General features: G+C 40.2%; 14 protein-coding genes. 3 read left to right on the top strand and 11 right to left on the bottom strand.

Annotated elements, in window-relative coordinates:
- Positions 1-71: 71 nt before the first annotated feature.
- From AC623_RS06815 to AC623_RS06800, 4 genes are all read right to left on the bottom strand, one after another.
- A complete protein-coding gene (locus AC623_RS06815; protein ID WP_049661726.1) occupies positions 72-863 on the bottom strand; it encodes a thermonuclease family protein in 792 nt (263 codons plus the stop codon).
- 24 nt (positions 864-887) lie between these two features.
- Positions 888-1,475, bottom strand: a complete 588-nt coding sequence (locus tag AC623_RS06810; protein WP_049661725.1) for a lytic transglycosylase domain-containing protein — start codon at positions 1,473-1,475, stop codon at positions 888-890.
- A 129-nt stretch (positions 1,476-1,604) separates the two neighbouring features.
- A complete protein-coding gene (locus tag AC623_RS06805; RefSeq protein WP_049661723.1) occupies positions 1,605-3,113 on the bottom strand; it encodes a glycine betaine uptake BCCT transporter in 1,509 nt (502 codons plus the stop codon).
- A 337-nt stretch (positions 3,114-3,450) separates the two neighbouring features.
- Entirely contained in the window at positions 3,451-5,019 is a 1,569-nt protein-coding gene (locus tag AC623_RS06800) for a hypothetical protein (RefSeq protein WP_049661721.1), read from the bottom strand.
- A gap of 251 nt (positions 5,020-5,270) precedes the next feature.
- On the opposite strand from AC623_RS06800, the gene AC623_RS06795 reads away from it, so the two are divergent.
- From AC623_RS06795 to AC623_RS06785, 3 genes are all read left to right on the top strand, one after another.
- Positions 5,271-5,621 (top strand): DUF485 domain-containing protein, encoded by a 351-nt coding sequence (locus AC623_RS06795; protein ID WP_049661719.1) that lies wholly within the window; start codon positions 5,271-5,273, stop codon positions 5,619-5,621.
- A gap of 5 nt (positions 5,622-5,626) precedes the next feature.
- On the top strand, positions 5,627-7,153 hold the full coding sequence (locus AC623_RS06790; protein ID WP_049661717.1) for a solute symporter family protein: 1,527 nt from the start codon (positions 5,627-5,629) through the stop codon (positions 7,151-7,153).
- A gap of 113 nt (positions 7,154-7,266) precedes the next feature.
- Entirely contained in the window at positions 7,267-7,998 is a 732-nt protein-coding gene (locus AC623_RS06785; RefSeq protein ID WP_082174342.1) for a L,D-transpeptidase family protein, read from the top strand.
- Between the two features lie 46 nt (positions 7,999-8,044).
- Here AC623_RS06785 and AC623_RS06780 read toward each other — a convergent pair whose 3' ends face one another.
- The 7 genes from AC623_RS06780 to AC623_RS06750 form a co-directional block, all read right to left on the bottom strand.
- Positions 8,045-8,518 carry a hypothetical protein gene (locus AC623_RS06780; protein WP_049661714.1) on the bottom strand — a complete coding sequence of 158 codons (474 nt, stop codon included), beginning with the start codon at positions 8,516-8,518 and terminating at the stop codon, positions 8,045-8,047.
- Positions 8,519-8,744: 226 nt separating this feature from the next.
- Positions 8,745-9,857: an alanine dehydrogenase gene (gene ald, locus AC623_RS06775; protein WP_049661713.1), complete on the bottom strand. Its 1,113-nt coding sequence runs from the start codon at positions 9,855-9,857 to the stop codon at positions 8,745-8,747.
- A 112-nt stretch (positions 9,858-9,969) separates the two neighbouring features.
- A complete protein-coding gene (locus tag AC623_RS06770) occupies positions 9,970-11,199 on the bottom strand; it encodes a PucR family transcriptional regulator (RefSeq protein WP_049661711.1) in 1,230 nt (409 codons plus the stop codon).
- Between the two features lie 339 nt (positions 11,200-11,538).
- Entirely contained in the window at positions 11,539-11,718 is a 180-nt protein-coding gene (locus tag AC623_RS06765; RefSeq protein WP_049661710.1) for a hypothetical protein, read from the bottom strand.
- A gap of 243 nt (positions 11,719-11,961) precedes the next feature.
- Positions 11,962-12,555 carry an SCO family protein gene (locus AC623_RS06760; RefSeq protein ID WP_049661708.1) on the bottom strand — a complete coding sequence of 198 codons (594 nt, stop codon included), beginning with the start codon at positions 12,553-12,555 and terminating at the stop codon, positions 11,962-11,964.
- A 117-nt stretch (positions 12,556-12,672) separates the two neighbouring features.
- Positions 12,673-15,822, bottom strand: coding sequence for an AAA family ATPase (locus tag AC623_RS06755; RefSeq protein ID WP_049661707.1), 3,150 nt, complete (start codon positions 15,820-15,822; stop codon positions 12,673-12,675).
- Positions 15,819-16,964, bottom strand: a complete 1,146-nt coding sequence (locus AC623_RS06750) for an exonuclease SbcCD subunit D (protein WP_049661706.1) — start codon at positions 16,962-16,964, stop codon at positions 15,819-15,821. Before AC623_RS06750 ends, AC623_RS06755 begins: the two co-directional genes overlap by 4 nt.
- Positions 16,965-17,053 lie beyond the last annotated feature (89 nt).

Raw genomic sequence — 17,053 nt, 5'->3', positions numbered from 1 at the left:
TACCCCTCCCCTATTTTATTTTGTCATACCATCTTATGCCTCATAGGGAAAAAAGTGCAGGTGATCCTTTCTTATCTTTTAGCTGCTCTAAAACCAGCCGCTTCTGCTTCCTCTTTCGTACAAAACATTTGTTCCGGCTTCGTTATTTCATATGACTGATTTCCAGGCACATGATAAATTTTTTCACCTGAACTCGAAATATTGCCTTTGATTTGACAGTTACCCGCCGGAGAGGCACTCTCTTCTTTTTTAGAAGGCTCTGCATTATACCCGCGATCCGTCACATAATCTTCCACTGACCAAATGCCGAGCCGTTGCTCACGTGCTTTTTGCTGCACTTTCTCAAAGCGGTCAACATATTTCGTATTTGGTGGAAAGATTGCTACCCGTGCTAGTCCTTTTGCAATCAGCTGCTCATTCACAAGCTGCCCATCGAGCCATACATAGGCAAGCACCCGGCCATAACGGTCACGCTCTTGCACGTCCATTTCTAAAGATACATCCTGACCTGTTAACAGTTTTTTCGTAAAAGCCGAAGCTTCTGGACCAAAAGGCTGGACTCCTAGACGTGGATGCTTCGTTTCAGGCGTATCCACGAGCGTCATTCGGACTCGTTCTTTTTTACCATTCGATAGCTTAACATCAAAAGTATCTCCATCAACTACATACACGACAGTGCCTGTTAGACGATTCTTAGATTCCGTTTCGCCTTCATAGGCTTCTGAAGATGAATGCTCCTGTTTTTGAACATTCTCTGTGCTTTCTGGGGATTGTTTTGAAGTATCTGCTGGCTGTTCTCCAGCCGCACAGCCGCTCATAATAAATAAAATAGCCAGGCATAAAATTAATATAAATCTGCTCATAATAAATCTGTTTTCCTCATTTCTCTATTTATTAGCTGTATAGGCATAAAAATAGTGCAGCACTTCTTCTACATACTTTTCACTATGATTATAAGAGTAAATGGCCTTGTTCAACTGGCCATCAGCTGCTCCATGTGCCCTCAAGTAAGCAGCTGCACTAAAAATGGCATCTTCCACATCAAAAGGATCTGCTTTTCCATCACCATTTGCATCAACTCCATACCCTCCATACTTTTTAATGACGGCAGGGTTAACCTTGTCTTTTTCAGGAATATCTCCTTTTCCGAGTCCGCTGCATGATGGGTGGCTCCAGCCTACAAACGTACACGGCATAAATTGCAACGGCCCCTCCGCTCCTACGGGAGAGATCATAGGATCCATTTTCGAAAACTTAGTCTCTACTCGGTGGTGGGCCGCCAACAACTGCCATGGCACACCATATTCCTTCTCTGCCGCTTGATATATGGGGATAAATTCCTTTGGGATGGATGGTTCAATAGCTGTATTTGCAGGACCGCCCTGTTGATGAAGCGCGGCGTATATCATCACAATCATAAATAACAAAAAAAATAATTTTCTTTTTACCGATTTTTTAAGCTTCCTCTTCTTCATGCTGTTCTCCCTACTAGAAAGTCGATTCGTCATTTATATTAGAGAACTATAGAGGAATCTGCAAGCAATAACGATACCGAGCAAAAAAAGGACCGCTCTGCATCCGGCAGAACGGTCCTCTTTAAAACGTTACTTTTTAGAAGGATGAAGGGCCTTTACCATCTCTTTTCTTTCTTTCGCTAATGATCGATATAATGACACCATCATCAATATCATGATCGCTGAGAATGGAAGGGCAGCTATAATAAGAGCATTTTGCAGTGCCTGCAGCCCTCCACTGTATAAGAGAATAACCGCTACAAGCGATTGAGCCACACCCCAGACGAGCTTTATCCGATTTGGAGGGGTAAGTGAACCGTGGCTTGTTTGCATTCCCAGTACAAAGGTGGCTGAATCTGCTGATGTAATAAAGAATGTACTGACTAAAGCAATGGCTACTACCGACAGAACAGCAGACCATGGAAAACTATGAAAAACCGCAAATAGCACTTCTTCAGTCGCATGCTTCGTTAAATCTACAGCTCCAGACATTTGCAGGTCGATCGCTGCGGAGCCAAACACGGCAAACCACAAAAAGCTCACAAGCGCTGGCATAATGAGAGTGCCAATTAAAAACTCCCGAATCGTTCTTCCTTTAGATACACGAGCGATAAAGATGCCAACAAATGGCGACCATGAAATCCACCAGGCCCAATAGAAAATAGTCCAGCCGTTAATCCAGGTTCGATGCTCTTCATTTAAAGGCGCAATCCGAAAACTCATCGTCACTAAATTTTGCAGGTAGGCGCCCAGTGTATCAGTGAATAAATTCATAATAAACAGAGTGGGACCAAGGATGAGCATAAGTGCCAACAAAGCAATGGCTAAGAACATGTTCGCATTGCTCAATATTTTAATTCCTCTTCCTAATCCACTCATAGCAGACGCCATAAATAAAATGGTCACTATGATAATAATAAGCAATTGAACGAAGAAATTAATTGGTATACCGAACAAGTAAGAAAGGCCGCCATTAATCTGGGCTGCACCAAAGCCAAGCGTTGTAGCTACTCCTACTACTGTCGCAAATACAGCCATTACATCAATAGCTGTACCGAGCGGTCCCCTTGCCTTCTTTCCTAGAATAGGCACAAGTGTAGCACTGATTAAGCCAGGCTCCCCTTTACGGAACTGGTAGTAGGCCAACGCCAGTGCCACAACAGCATAAATAGCCCAGGCATGAATGCCCCAATGAAAAAATGTATAACGCATTGATTCTTTTATCGCTGCATCTGATCCTGCTTTTGCTAAAGGAGGATCAATTGCAAAGTGGCTCAAGGGCTCTGCTGCCCCCCAAAATACTAAGCCTATTCCCATACCTGCACTAAACAGCATAGCAAACCATGTAGAAGTGGAATAATCGGGCTTTTCTCCAGGCTTGCCTAACCTGATAGCTCCTACAGGGCTAAAGATTAATAGTAAACAAAATAATACAATAATCGAAACTAAGATTAAATAATACCAGCCAAAAGCTGATGTAATAAACGTTTGAACGTTGCTTGTTACTTGCTCAAATGTACTTGGCGCTGCAACACCAAATACAACAGAAGCGAGCACTAATGCGAGGGTAATCCAAAATACATTTGAAATTTTTTGCACAAAATTCTCCTTTCCTTTCTTAAGCTGAGTAATGCACATGGGAATGGGCAGTATGGATGCAGACTTTCTCTGCGCTTATTCGACAACCTTTATAACCCTAACAAAAATTCAAGAATCAATCAAGTGAAGCGAGCTTTTCTAAGGATGAAAAAGCTCTACCGGCTAATGCTGGCAGAGCTTTCAGGCTGTTGACAAATCCTCTCTTTCTTCGTTACTCGCCCGGGCTGCCCAATACTTGCGGCCTTGATGATCATTCCACTCCTTGCCAGGCTTTTACACTTTAAAAGATACATGTTTTCAATCAACCTGAGATGTTGAAAACATACTTTGCCTATGATTATAGCTCATTAACATAGGAAGTTCTTTCTTTTTCCATTTCACTCTTATACAACTGCGCCAATCCATGCGTTCGCTTTTCCGCCTCAGCAATAGCGCTTCTCATTTGTTTTTCTTGTTTTCTGACCTCTGCTAATTTTTCTGTAAACTTTTCAATTTTACGCTGAATCTCTTGCTTATTAAGATTGAGTTCTGACAGTTCAGCATTAGAACGATGAATTTCCTGTATGAGATTTGGTTCATAATCATGGTATTTATCCAATACTAACGCTGTCATCTCATCAAACAATTTATCAATTTTCTTTTCAACTTGTGCTTTTGTCGTTTGGTGGTAACTGGATTTAATAAAGGTAGTAACAGACCCAATAATCCCTTTTTTTATGTTTTCCTGTTTTGCTAATTTTGATTCAATTTTCTTTAAATCCTCTTGCAAACGGTTGTTTTTCACACTAAGTTCACCGAAATAAGGGCGAGCCGGATCCTGCTTTAAGAGCTGGGTTAATTGTTCATGGAGCTGCAGATTATAGGTTTCTGTTTGACGGAATACAGCTTCCGCTTCCTTTAATTCCTCGCGTAAAATGTCGAGTCCTTTTTTCCAGTCATTTTGTTTTTGTACCATTTCATTTACCGAGCGGAGCATCTTTCTGTATTCGGCAAACCGCTTGTTCCAAGAGTAGGTAACGACAGCAAGCTCCTCGTCTTCCTCTTCTTCTGTTTCTTTGTCTGCTAAATAAGGCAAGATCGTTTCCAGTAAAACCATAGGAAGCAATCCTTTATTAAACAGCAAATTTTGATAGCGATACAGAATGCCATCTCCTTTAAAAATAAGCGATAAGAGTAAGTCTGGATTCATCATCCATGAAAAATAAGCCGCTTCCTGTGGTTCAAGAACAGCTGCAGGCCGTTTTGTTGCGAAGCATTGAAGCAAATATTTATAAAAGCCGAATCCTGTTTTTTCGACAATTGCTGTGAAGACAGAAAAAGGATCTTGTATTAAAAGCAACTGTAGCTCTTCTGCTGTCCACTCTGCTACATGAATACGGTCCTTAACCTGCTCCTGCTGGTAGGAAGGCATATGCTCAACAAATTTTAAAATCTCTTCTACCCAAATAACGGTTGGTGCTTCTTTATCATTTTTCGATTGCTGGGCATTCATATGGACATATAGTTGTGTCATTTCCCAATGAACTAGAAACTCTACTTTATTCTTATTGGCAAACTGCTCAAACACACTCGAAAAATCTTTATATTGTTTTTGAAGCTGTTGGAAAGCCTCTTCTACAATTTCATCGCATTGTTTCACGACTTTATACGGATCATCAAGCAGACGCATGGAAAGCTTAAGCGTTTTGCTTAACTCTAGCAATAAGTCTAATTGCAGCTCTTGGTCTTCCACTACATTTAACTTGTCTGCTTCCCGCTTCAGCCAATCATAAAAATGAGCAGATTGCTCTTTCGTGACAAGATCTTTTGTTTTGGAAGAAACGAGATCCCAAAAGTTTAAATTATGCAGTATGACATATACAAATCGTAAATGAGTTCCTTTAAGAGACACAAGTGAATGTGCCAATTGTCGGCCTTCTATCATTATTAATCCGTCCAATCTATTCAAGATACTTGATTATTATTATATATCAAAATAACAGAAGAAGACATTAACGCCAAGAAAATCGCTTATAAACAAGTGATTGTCGAATCATGTCTAAAACTAATTAGTCTGTTTTTCTTGAAGATATTGCGAAACAAGGAAAAATTTCTTAAAATTGGTTTATAATTCTGAAATTTAAATAATTTCAGGAAATTCACTTTAGGAGGATGTTCATGGGAAATCAAAAATTAACCCCCTTACCACTCACCGAAGAGAAAACTACTTACGAAAAGATTGCCGAAAGCAAAAAATTTAAGCACATGGTCAAAACGAAAAATAAGTTTCTTGTCCCTCTTTCGATCTTCTTTCTGCTATTTTATTTTTCATTGCCGCTTCTTACATCCTATTCAACTATCTTGAACAAACCGGCGATCGGTTCTATCTCATGGGTCTGGGTTTTCGCTTTTGCTCAATTTATCATGACTTGGTCCCTTAGTATGATTTATGTAAAAAAAGCCAATCAATTTGATCAAATGTCTGATGATATTTTAAGTGATTTTCAAGTAGAGAGAAAAGGAGATTAATCATTATGAGTATCATTGGATTAGCTTTCTTCGTTGGAATAGTTGGATTAACACTTGTAGTGACTTACTTTGCTGCCAAACGGACGAATACTGCAAGTGAATTTTATACGGCGGGCGGCGGGCTTACCGGCTGGCAAAATGGATTAGCTATTGCTGGAGATTATTTGTCAGCAGCATCCTTTCTTGGAATAGCTGGAGCTATTGCTCTCAATGGCTTTGATGGTTTCTTTTTTAGTATCGGCTACCTCGTTGCCTATTTGGTTGTGCTTTATCTAGTAGCTGAGCCACTTCGTAATTTAGGTAAATACACACTGGCAGATATGATTAATGCCCGCTTTGACCAGAAGAAAATAAGGGCTACTGCAGCTCTCAGTACGATTACGATCGTAATCTTTTATATGATCGCCCAACTTGTCGGAGCAGGTGCGCTCATCCAGTTGCTATTAGGGATTGATTATTGGATTGCTGTCTTAATTGTTGGTGTCATGATGACTGTTTACGTACTGTTTGGAGGAATGACCGCCACGAGCTGGGTACAAATCATTAAAGCTGTACTGCTAATGATTGGAACCGTTATCATTTCTGTTCTCGTACTAATGAAATTTCATTTTAATATTTTCGAAATGTTCTCTGATATGAAGTCAGCTACTTCACATGGGGAAAACTACTTGAACCCCGGAATCAAATACAAAGACCCCATTGATACGATGTCCATCACCATGGCTTTAGTATTTGGTACAGCTGGACTTCCACATATTCTCATGCGCTTCTTTACTGTAAAAGATGCAAAAACAGCAAGAAGCTCTGTTATTTACGCCACTTGGATTGTCGGTGTCTTCTATATCCTTACCATTTTCCTTGGTTTCGGTGCGGCAGCTTTTGTAGGGGCTGATGAAATCATTGCTGCTAACGCCGCAGGAAATATGGCAGCACCTTTGCTTGCCCAAGCGTTAGGCGGGGATATGCTCATGTCATTCGTATCTGCCGTAGCGTTTGCTACTATCCTGGCTGTAGTAGCCGGACTGGTCTTATCAGGTGCTTCCGCCTTTGCCCATGATATTTATGGTCAAATTATTAAAAAAGGACAGATTACTGAAAAACAGCAAATGCTCGCTGCTCGCTATGCGTCCATTTCAGTCGCTATCTTTTCCATTGTACTCGCTTTGTTTGCACAAAAAATGAACGTGGCCTTCCTCGTTTCCCTTGCCTTTTGTGTCGCAGCTAGTGCCAATCTTCCTGTTATTTTATACACAATTTATTGGAAGCGCTTCAATACAACGGGTGCCGTCTCTGCCATGTTAACAGGACTGCTTTCAGCTCTTATCTTAGTAGCAATTAGCCCCAACGTATTAGGTCCAGAAGGAACAGCTATTCTTGTCGGCAATCCGATCTTCCCGTTAACGAATCCAGCGATCGTTTCAATTCCAGCCGGATTCCTTGCTGGATATATCGGCACTGTACTTTCTGCTAAAGCGGATGCCCGCAAGTTTGCTGAGGTGTCTGTAAAAGCAAATACCGGCTTTAAAGGTTGAGATAAATAAAATAAGGTCTACTTGCAACAGCCCTAGGGCTGTTGTTTTTTATTCCATTTTTGGTACCTCTGCTGTTAGCATCATAGTATAATAGTTAAAAACAGGAGGAACATATGGAGAAATTATTGGTACCGATTTTATCCGTTGTCTGCTTCGTCTTTTTATTTCCTTCTTTGCCTGCCGCTGCTGACAGCCCTACTTTTGAAAAAAAGCTAACAGAACAATTATCTCTTGTCCAAGACAGCCATCAGTTCATTGTAGTGGAAGGAAAAACAAACAGTTACCAGGCTTTGCTGCGGACATACGAAAAGAGAGGAAACAAATGGGTACAAGTTCATAAATCGGCTGCTGTTATCGGAAAGAATGGCTTGTCTAGCTCAAAGAAAGAGGGAGATGGCCGGACGCCTGTTGGCTTATTCTCTATTGGTGAAAGCTTTGGGTTTGCTTCTAAACCGGCTAATCTAAAAATGCGCTACACTCAGACGAATAACTATCATTATTGGATAGATGATCCAACTTCGCCTGACTATAATAAGTGGGTATATTATAGGGGAAATCCTAATAAACGTTGGAAATCTTATGAACGGATGAACCATTATTTATACAAATATGCCGTCATTATTAATTACAACCGCACCCCTGTCATTAAAGGCAAAGGCAGTGCGATCTTTCTCCACAGATGGCGCCAGTCTACGAGTCCAACAGCCGGATGTGTGGCTCTCAGTGAGAAACAACTATTAAATGTTATGCGCTGGATTGATCCGTCTAAGCAGCCAAAAATTATTATTGGAGACCAATCTTCCATTTTAACGCAGCTAAAGGCCCTCAATATCCCAGCTAAGTGATGAAGTAAGCTATGAAGAAAGAGCGATCATCACGAGATCGCTCTTTCTACAGTTGTGTTATACTATTTTTCACAAGAGCTAAACTACTGTTCAGCTCTTGTTTTAATTTTCTTTCTTTTTGAACAAACTTAGCAGATGGTTCTTGGGGATGCAAGGCTAACCGAATATATTGCTTATAAGTGATATGGGCATCAAGCAGCGCTGAATAGGCTTCCATCATTTCTTTAGGCGGATCCGGCAACTCGGATAATAAATCATGACATTTTGCTGATTCCTGCTCTAACGACTGAACTATTTGCTCATCTTGAACATATTCAAAAGAATTGTTTTTTCCAGCTACAATCCCTTCTCCATAACGACTGACTACCCCTTGTCCACTTGAATAGCTGGAAACAATTGTTTCTGCCTTGAATGCATTCCTATCCATTAACTGATAAATGACTTTTAGTTTATCTGCGTAAGCCTGTTCAACCTTGTAATCTGTATAATAATAAAAGAGCGGCCCAAAAAAAAGAAACATAACGAGAATAGTTAGAGGAAAGAGTTTTGTAAAATAAGTTGTTTTAATAAAAGAGCGTTTGCCAAATATTTTTCATCACCTAGCCTTTTACTAATCGCATTTGCCATCTAATAAAAATTATACCATAGCGGCCTTGCTAAAAAGTTAGACTTTACAGTATTTAACAGAATTGATACATTTGTAAGGTTAAAAAAAAACCTGTCAAACAACGACAGGTTTTTTATCATTACGCTAATTCTTCTACTGCTTTGAATTCATAACCAAGATCTTTAGCTACTGCTTCATAGGTTACATGACCTTTATAAGTATTTACACCAAGTTTTAATGCAGGGTTGTCCTGAATAGCTCGGTTAAATCCTTTATTAGCAATTTGTAAAGCGTAAGGAATTGTAACATTCGTTAATGCCACTGTAGACGTACGTGGAACTGCTCCAGGCATGTTAGCAACCGCATAATGTACAACGCCGTGTTTTTCATAAGTTGGGTTGTCATGTGTTGTTACGTGATCAACTGTTTCAAAAATACCACCTTGGTCTACTGCTACGTCTACGATTACAGATCCTGGGGACATTGCTTTGACCATTTCTTCTGTAACAAGCTTAGGTGCTTTTGAACCCGGAATTAATACCGCTCCAATAACAAGATCAGATTCTTTCACTGATTCAGCGATATTCACTGGGCTGGACATTAATGTTTGCACACTTGAGCCAAAGATATCTTCAAGCTGACGAAGACGATCTGCGCTTAAGTCAATGATTGTGACTTCGGCTCCAAGGCCGGATGCAATTTTTGCTGCGTTTGTTCCAACCATACCGCCGCCGATTACAGTCACTCTACTTTTCTTTACTCCCGGTACTCCACCAAGAAGGACACCTTTGCCGCCTTTGTTTTTCTCAAGGAATTGAGCACCAATTTGCGCTGCCATACGGCCTGCCACTTCACTCATTGGTGAAAGTAAAGGAAGAGTGCGATTCACTGACACTGTTTCATAAGCAACACCAGTTACCCCATTTTCTACTAGCGCCTTTGTTAAAGCCGGTTCCGCTGCGAGATGAAGATACGTAAATAACAATAAATCTTTACGGAAATATTGGTATTCCGACTCAATTGGCTCTTTTACTTTTAATACCATTTCTGCTTGAGCCCATAAATCTTTAGCTGAATCGATTAGTTGTGCACCAAATTCTTGGTACTCTTCGTTAGTGAAACCGCTTCCAAGACCCGCATCCTTTTCTACTAATACTGTATGTCCAGCATTCACTAGAGTAGTAACACCAGCTGGCGTGATTGCAACGCGGTTTTCATTGTTTTTTATTTCCTTAGGAACACCAATAATCATCTTAACATCTCCCCTTCTTTTCAATATACGTCTATATTATGATAAATTTGGCATTATTTCATCATTGTAAATAGAAAATTCAGAGAGATGTTTTTGTGTTTTTCTACAAACTTTATTCCTCTAATTGTTGAATGAGTAAATCTAAATATAAAGTAATTTTTTGATTAGCGTCTTTTAAGTTAATCCCCGCTATCTCTGCTATTCTCTTTAATCGATAAGCAAGCGTGTTAGCATGGATATGTAATGCTTTTGCTGCATCATTCACATTTCCGTCGTGCTGTAAGAAAACAAAAATCGTTTCCTGCAAGTTAGCATGATGGTCTCGATCATAGTTACTCAACTTTTCGATTGCTGGATTTTTATAGCCAGATTTCTTTCTAATCACAGCAAGGTCTTCAATAAATTGAAACACACCGAGTTTTTCATAGCTAAAAATGGAGGCAGCGGCTAATGGAAACTGCTGTTTGACTTTCAATACATATAATGCTTCCTGATAGCTTTTCGCTAACTCTAGCGGATTATCAGTTGTACTGCCTGCAGCTGCAACAATTCCTGAGATTTTCTGACGTTCCTTAATTTTAGCTGTCAAATTGTTGACAAAATCAGAAATAGCCTGTTCTTGATCCTTATCAGGCAGTCTTACTAATAAAATCAATTGTCCATTATCAAATGTTCTTGCTACGATAGGAAGCTGCTGCATCGTTTCCACTAGATAATTCGTTTGCTGTTCAACAGGTTGACTAATGGGCTTTAAAAAGTCAAAAATAACGACAGCCAACTGCCCTTTTAACATAAGATTGTACCGCTCATTTACTTGTTCCAAGTCTCTAAGCCGGGTGAAGTGACCTGTTAGCAGCTTCCAAAAAAGTTCTTCATAATTCTTTTCCGTTTCCGTTTTCTGCTTTTGACGTTGAATAAGCTGATTTTTTACTGCCTTGGCTGCTTCCTGCAAGATGAGGATTTTTTCTTCATTAAACGGCTTGCGCGGATGCGCCCAAATAAAGCCTACTACTTCCTTATTCTTCCGCACCGAAATAGCTACACGTTCTCCTATTCCTACCTGGTCAATTTTAGGAACGATCACCGGTTCTTCTGTTTCAAATAGCTTCGGTATAGCGCCAACCTTCCATAAACTATTTATAACATTTTCCGGCACACGCCTGCGCATAATAGTCGCAATCCTAACAGGATCCACTTCATCCTCATGTCGGCTATAGGCGATAATGCGGTGATTATTATCCTCTATAGTAATTGGACACTCGAGTTCTTCACTGATTAAATCAGCGAGTACTTCAAGAGATTCATATTCTTTAGAGAAAAAATTTCCAGTTAATTTTTCCACCTAACCACTTTCTTTCTATAGTTTCATTCTGTACAAACATTATATTATTAGACAGCTCTGCTTGAAAGCTCTTTTTAACTGAATAATCCATTCAATTATAAAACTTTTTATTTTAAAGCTTCACCAAAGGTAATGGAAGGCATTCGCCTGCAGCGAAAATCTACAACGAAGTAAAACAGAGCCTATGTTAAAAGATATATTTCCCTTTAACAGGAAAACGGAGCTGCCGGGAATGGGCATACTCCGTTAAAATGCTGAAATTATAAGATTAGCAGACAATCTGCTAAATTGGCAGGTGAATGGGAAATGAATACTAGAAGGCTAGTGATCGGGAGAATATTAATATTTTCGTGAGTCGCAATTCGGGCAAATATACACGTCTTCTGCGTCGAAAATGGAGCCGCACTTCGTTTGCTCAAGCACAACAAAGGCTTTTTTCAAGTCAGCACGGACTCCTTCCCACCCGCACTCACACTTCACTTGGTTAAACGAACCAAACTTATAAACGCCATAGTTCATAAATTTCACCCCTTTTTAAAATTTTCAGAAAAACTTCTGTGTAACTATCTTACCCAAAATGAAGAAAAAAATCAATTAAACGATTGTGAATTTTTTGTTAATTTTACAAAGTCAAGTCTTGTTTTTATTTTATCAAATGATTTTTTCACTATTTTTTCGCTTTATCTGTCAAAATCCAACAAAATAAAGAAGGCCGTTTCCATAGCTAAACAGCTGAAACAACCTTCTCCCATAACAGAAAACTTAGTCTTGTTCAACCAAAGTCTTCACATCTTGAACAATCTCTTCAAAAGGAACTTCTTCTGCCCCGCTATAATTTTTCACTACTGTGCCTTCTTTATTCACTAAATAAAAGCTTGTACCGTGCATGACTTGGTTCGAGTTCGGGTCAGGAACTGCTAGTGTTTGAAGATTTTTTTCTGCAAACTCACGAATGTATTCCGGATCATACCCTGTAAGTAAATCCCATTTTTTCTCATCAACTTCAAAGTGAGAAATGTAATCCTTTAGCTTTTCAGGTGTATCAACTTCCGGGTCTACACTGAAAGAAACGATATGATAATCCTCTACCCCTTCTTTCTCCAGCATTTTTTGAAGATCCGCCATATTCTTTGTCATTGGTTGGCACACTGTCGTGCAGCTAGTAAAAATTAAATCAGCGAGCCATACTTTCCCTTTTAAATCGTTCAAACCCACTTTTTTATTATTTTGATTTGTATGTTCAAAGTTTTGCATTTTGACATCCATATTACTTTCAAACTCTTTCTTGCCACAGCCAGCGATAAGTAACACAACCGAAAGCGCAGCTACGATAAAAAAAGAACGCAAGTGCTTCAAACTGTTTTCCCTCCTGCAATTTTCTAATTAGTCTAACGTAATGTTATGGCATATGGACAATAAATACAACGGGAAGCCCTTTATTATCTTGAATAATTTATGAACAGCCCTGTCCATTTAGACCATTTGCGGAGAGGAAAGCGATAATTGAAACTGTGTATAGCTGCCGCTTTGTGTAGTCATGACCTCAAGCCGAGCGTCGATTCTTTCTTTAAGCTCCGGCACATGGGAAATAACACCGACGAGCCGGCCAGAATCTTGGATCTCCATCAGTGCTTCAATGGCTTGATCCAGCGACTCAGGATCAAGCGTACCGAATCCTTCATCAATAAACATCGTTTCTAAGGAGACACCGCCGGCATACTGTTGCACGATCTCTGCCAAACCGAGAGCAAGTGCTAATGCCGCTTTAAAGCTTTCACCGCCCGACAGCGTTTTTACGTGTCTTTCTTGGCCAGTGTACTGATCAAAAATAAGCAATTCAAGACCACTTTGGGCATTTCCTTTGGCCCGGTCTGTTTTACGATGCATCGTGTAACGGCCGCTCGTCATTTTAACGAGGCGTTCATTGGCTACAACTAAAATATCATCAAGAAAAGAAGCGAGCACATATCTTTCAAATGTTAGTTTATGCACATTCTTCCCATGCGTTATATCATAAAGATGACCAATTAAGCTATAGTCTTGTTCTAGCCCTCGTAAGTGTTTATTAATTATTTCTACTCTTTCTTCAATCCGCTTGCAGCTGATAATTAAATGGTTAAGAGCTAGGCGTTCCTTGTCTTGATTCGCTAGCAGCTCATCAACTTCAGCTTTTTTGGCCATTAACGCGGAAAGATTCGGCTTCTCAATACCAGTAAGGCTCTCCGTGAACTCTTGCAATAGATCGGATACAGAACGGAAATGCTCATTAAAAGAATGGATATCCTGCTGCAGCTGTTTGAGCTCTTCAGACGTCCGTTTACTAGCTGAGTAATGTTTAAAGTCATGGAATTGGTGTTCCTCCATTAACTGTTTAAACCGGATACGTTCAGTATTTAAACGCTCTTTTTGCTGAGCAATCGTACTTTCTATTTCCTTTAGTCCAGCTTTTGCTGCGGCGAGTGCTGTTTCTGCAGCCTGCCTTCTTTTTAGAGCTTGTTCTAACCGCTTAGCTAAAGATTCATTTTTCTCTTCCGCCTGCTTTACTGCTCGCTCATAAGCGTTTCTTTGTTGAAGCGGCAGAGGAATCGTTTTCAGCAAGTCTTCTACCTGTGACTGTTTGGCCGCATATACTTCACGTGCTTTTAGCTCCTCTTGCTGACAGGTCATCAATTCTGCACGTAGCTCTTTCCACTGTCCATTCAACTGATTGCGTTCTTCGGACCACTCTTTTTTCTGCAAAAGCTGTTCATTCGCCTGGTGAATAGACCGCTCAATAGCTGCTTGATTAGCTGCCAATTGCGCTTTTTGATCAGCTATATGTTCCCAATCTACTTTTAAAGCTGCTTCTACTGTTTCTTGCATAAGCTCTTCTAACACTTCTTTTTCTTTTTGCAGATGAATTTGAGTGCGGGCAAGTTCGCCAGCAGCTTCATGCAGCTCTTTCTCCACTTGTGCCACTATTTGTTTAGCTGCTTCAATTTCTTCTTTTTCCGGAGCATCTCCATGAGCTTTCGCCGGATGTGGATGATTGGCAGAACCACAGACAACACATGGTTCACCGTCGACAAGTGATTGCGCTAATATACCTGCCTGTTGTTTTTGCCAGTCTCCCTCCAGCTGTTCCACACGGAATCTTGCCGCTTGCAGTTTTTGCTCTTTTTCTTCGTTTAATTGTTGGTTCTGTTGTTCCTGCTCTTCTAGATGAGTGATTCGTTCTGTAATCTTCGCTATTTTTTCAATTAATTTCATCTGGGCTTCCACTTGATACTTTTTCTTTTCTTCGTCGTACAAAGCTTTCTGCCAATGATCTAGTGAAGCTAGTGCCTCTTCCAGTTTTCCTATTCTTGTTTCCATTGTCATGGACTGGGCAGCAAGCGATTCTCTTTTCTTTTCATATGTCTTAACTTGGACCTCTAAGCGATTCAGCTCGGCTTTTTTTTCATCAAGAGAATAGATAGACTCTTTCAGCGCTAGCAGCTTGTTCAACTCTTCTGCTGCTGTCTTTCTCTCTGCTTCTCTAGCCTGTTCTTCTTCCCATTGTTGTGCGGCTTTTTTTAGAGTTACTTGATAATCAGCTGTGGCAGCCTGAGCTTCTTCCGCTCTTTTTTCATCGTCATCAAGATGTTTTTTTAACTGTCGGCATAAATCTTCCTGATGGTCTAATTTTTCTGCCTTCTCTGCCCATTCAATTTCTTCTATCTTTTGATTTATTACGGGTTTTTTAGCTTCTAACTCTTTTTTTTCAACTTCTAACTCCTCTTTACGGGCGATCTGCTGAATAATATGCTTTGCTTGATGAATATTCCTCGTTAATTCATCACGGACGTTTTGTTGCTGTTCAATCGTCTCAGTCATCCCAGTTAATTTTTCTGTTAATACGTTAATATCTGTTTTTAATTGTGAAAGGATCGCTGTTTCATTACGGAGCTCTTGATTGAGCAGCTCTGTCATTTCAGCAGTTGAAGGTTCAATACTGTCTAGTAATTGAGCACGCTCTTTTTGTCCGTTTTCCACTTTCTTTCCTAATTCATCTGCTTGCTTCTTTAATTTATCTTCTATTAATTTATAAAACTGAGTGTGAAAAAGACGCTGCAGTACTTTTTCCTTCTCTTTACTGTCTGAGATCAGGAGCTTCCTAAATTCTCCTTGTGGGATCATCAGTATTTGTCTAAATTGATTGGCATCAAGCTGAATGATTTCTTTAATTTTCTCATCTACATCCCGAACGTTAGCAGCAATTAACTTTTTTTCTCCTTGGTCGTTAATTTCGTAAAGTTCAGCTTTTGCCGTAATCGTCCGAACCCCCTCGCCACGCTCTTTTTTCTTCTCTTGCTGGGGGGCACGATAGATTTGGTAATGACGATTCTTCAAAGAAAATTCCAAATGCACTTCCGTTAACATGCTGTCTTTGGCGAATTGGCTGCGGAGATCGGTTCCTGTTCTCTCTTCTCCACTTGCCCGGCCATATATCGCAAAACTAATGCCATCAAAAATAGTCGTTTTGCCGGAGCCAGTTCTGCCTGAAATGACAAACATCGTCCGATTCTCCAGTTTTCTGAAATCAATCTCTTCTCTTCCTGCATAAGGGCCGAATGCCTGCATAATTAATTTAACGGGCCTCATCTTTGATTCGCCTCCAGCTGTGCCTCTTGAATAACTTTCTCCATAATTTTTTTCTTTTCATCTGTAAAACTATCTGTCGTCATCTGACTGTAAAAATCAGCAAAAAGGGCAATATCAGACTTTTTCTCTTCACGATTCATTTCATAGCTTTCTCTTTTGCGCTGATCGATGATGTCGATCTGCCTTTCAAGATGAAGAATATTGGGATAAGCCTGCCGTAGTTTCCCCATCGGATCAATAATAGCTCCTCGGTCAAGCAAGGTTACTTTTAAATAGTCTTCTGCAGCTTCTCTTTGGATACGGGCAGGATCCAGCAGCTCTTCCATTGTTCCCTCTAGCGCACGCATATCTCTCTTTGGCCGAAGCGTTTTTTCTTCGATTGAAACGGTTCCTCTTTCATCAACCGTCACAATAGAAATACTTTTACGCTGCTTTACTTCAGAAAATGAATATTTCAGCAAAGAACCGGAATAACGAACTTTCTCATGTTTAATCGCATCAGGACTATGTAAGTGGCCAAGTGCCGTATAATGGAACGGGGCGAATAAGCTGGCATCAACACAACCCGAGCCTCCTACGGACAGCGTTCTTTCCGAATCTGTCGTCTTTCCTCCAAGGACAAAAGCATGACCAACGAAAATATTTACTTCTCGATAATTCATTTCTTTTTCTAATCTGCCTATTAAACATTTCATAGCGTCTTGATGAGTATGAATCGAATCATCTCCGAGCAGCTGACGGATCGTGCCTGGCTCTGCATAAGGTACACAATAAAAGTTCACCTCATTAATCCGAACAGGTGAAAATTGATCATCGACCTTTCCTTTTAAATAAAACTGACTATGCTGAAACCACGAGGAGCCGAACGAAAGACGTTCAGAGCTATCATGGTTACCTGAAATCGCTACAATCGGTGTCTCCAATTCTACATTAATTTTAAATAACATCTCATTTAATAATTCAACAGCGCTCGTTGGCGGCACGGACCGATCGTATAGATCACCAGCAATCACTACGGCATCTGGTCTCTCTTCTTCTACTACTTTAGTAAACTGAAGCAAAACCTCGCGCTGTTCCTCTGTCATATAAACACCGTGAACAAGTTTTCCTAAGTGCCAGTCCGCTGTATGTATAAACTTCACTTCTGTCACCTCTAATCAAGTCTCTCTCTTCATAGTATCGAAAATTATCAAGAAAGCAAATTGCTTTTCTTTCTGTAAACGGACAGTAT

It is taken from the genome of Bacillus sp. FJAT-27231 (assembly GCF_001183975.1).
Taxonomy (GTDB): domain Bacteria; phylum Bacillota; class Bacilli; order Bacillales; family Domibacillaceae; genus Pseudobacillus; species Pseudobacillus wudalianchiensis.
Note: the sequence above shows the minus strand (reverse complement) of the source record. Positions and strands in the feature narration are given on the sequence as shown.